At 61.7% G+C, this 2,162-nt stretch carries 1 protein-coding gene; it reads left to right on the top strand.

The genetic code is table 11. The features are described from left to right. Positions 1-67 precede the first annotated feature (67 nt). On the top strand, positions 68-2,162 hold a 2,095-nt coding region (gene tssI, locus EN925_RS32915; RefSeq protein ID WP_128337240.1), incomplete at its 3' end, for a type VI secretion system tip protein VgrG.

The raw sequence follows: 2,162 nt of genomic DNA, 5'->3' as shown, positions 1-2,162 counted from the left end.
GCTGTTAATATAGCGGGAACTTCAAATCCATCACATTGGCGGCCGCGTCCAGGAGGGGGCTCGACCCATGCCCAATGAACGTGCCACCGTTGTCCGGACACCGGTTGGCTCCGAGCTGTTGACCTTCACGCATCTTGTCGGACGCGATGAGATCAGCCGTTGTTTTGCCTATACGGTCGGATTCGTGAGCACCGACTCCGATATCGATCCGTTGAAGATGCTGGGCGGGCCGCTCTCGATCGAAGCTGAATCTGATCCGAAACGCTGGTTCAGCGGCATCGTCTCCGAGTTCCGGCTCACCCGGCTGGAAGATCGGCTGGCCTACTATGAGGCGGTCATCAGGCCGTGGCTCTGGTTTCTCGGCAACACCACCGATTGCCGTATTTTCCAGAACAAGAGCGTCCTCGACATCGTCAAGGACATCTTCAAGAAATACGGTATCGCGGAATTCGATCTGCGCCTGCAAGGGTCCTATCCCCCGCGCGAATATTGCGTGCAGTACGACGAACCCGATCTGGATTTCGTGCAGCGGCTGCTGGAGCATGAAGGCATCCTGTATTTCTTCGAGCATGATGACGGCAAGCACACGCTTGTCCTGGCCGATGCGATGAGCAAGCTGAAGCCTGCGCCGGGCTACGAGAAAGTGCTCTATAACTTTGAAGGTCAGGGTTCGCGGCGCGATGTCGAATACATCACTGAATGGATACCGGGCAGTTCGGTGCGCCCAGGCGCGTATGCCCACACCGACTATGATTTCACGAAGCCGGGCGCCGATCTCATGGCCAAGTCGGCCCAGCCGTTCAGCCACAAGGAGGCAGCGGGCGAGAACTACCGCCAGCCCGGCGCGCATCTCGAAACGGGCCGGGGAGACAGCCTGGCCGCGATCCGGCGTGAGGAAATCCAGGCCGTCCACCAGCGCATCGCCGCCGTCGGCACCGTGCGCGGCCTCTATTCGGGCTGCACGTTCAAGCTGGATAGCTTTCCGCGCGAGGACCAGAATCAGGAGTATCTGGTGGTCAGCGCCGAATACAGACTGTTTGATCCAGGCTACAGAGCCCATGCTGACGTCGACAGCGAGAACTTCAAGGTGATCCTCGGCCTGGCGCCGACCGCCTTGCCCTATCGTCCACCACGGATCACGCCACGGCCGATCATGCGCGGGCCGCAGACGGCGACGGTGGTCGGCCCGTCCGGCGAAGAAATATTCACCGACAAATATGCGCGGGTGAAGGTGCAGTTCCATTGGGACCGTCTGGGCAAGAACGACCAGAACAGCTCCTGTTTCGTGCGAGTGTCGCAGACCTGGGCCGGCAGCGGCTGGGGCTTCATCCAGATCCCGCGCATCGGCCAGGAGGTGATCGTCGACTTCATCGAAGGCGACCCGGACCTGCCGATCATCACCGGCCGGGTCTACAACGCCTCGCAGATGCCGCCCTACGGGCTGCCGGGCAGCGCCACGCAATCGGGCTGGAAGTCCGACTCCTCCAAAGGCGGTGGCGGCTATAACGAGCTGATGTTCGAGGACAAGGCCGGCTCCGAACTGGTCAATTTCCAGGCGCAGAAGGACCATAACCTTCTGGTCAAGCACGACCGCACCAAGCTGGTGCAGCACGACCAGTCCGACCGCATCGACCACGACGCCAAGCACTCCGTCGGCCACAACCTCGACGAGGACGTCGGCAACAACAAGACGGTCAAGGTCCGCGTCGACCAGACCACCAACATCGGCAAGAACGATACCGAGACGGTGGGCGTCAACCGCTCGCTGACGGTTGGCTCGAACGAGACGATCGGCGTCGGGGCGAACTCGATGGAGACGATCGGGTCCAATCACACGCAGACCGTCGGGTTGATCCAGACGATTACCGTGGGCGCGGCGCGAGTGGATTCAGTGGGCGCAGCGGAAACCCGAAGCGTTGGCGCCGTCCAGACGAATGAGATCGGCGCATCGCGCTCGATGACGGTGGGGGCCGGACAGACTCACACCATCGGAGCGGCGGACAATTGGACAATCGCCGCCGCGCAGAGCGTGAAAATCGGCGCGGACCAGAGTTTCACCATCGGCGGCGCGCAGTCGTCGCAAATCGGCAAAGGCAGGTCGGCAAAAATCGGCGCTGACGACGCAACCGATGTCGGAGGCGGGCACGCGCTCAAGGTCGGCA

It is taken from the genome of Mesorhizobium sp. M7A.F.Ca.US.006.04.2.1, assembly GCF_004022915.1.
GTDB lineage: Bacteria > Pseudomonadota > Alphaproteobacteria > Rhizobiales > Rhizobiaceae > Mesorhizobium > Mesorhizobium ciceri.
This window is presented reverse-complemented; position numbering and strand designations above follow the sequence as displayed.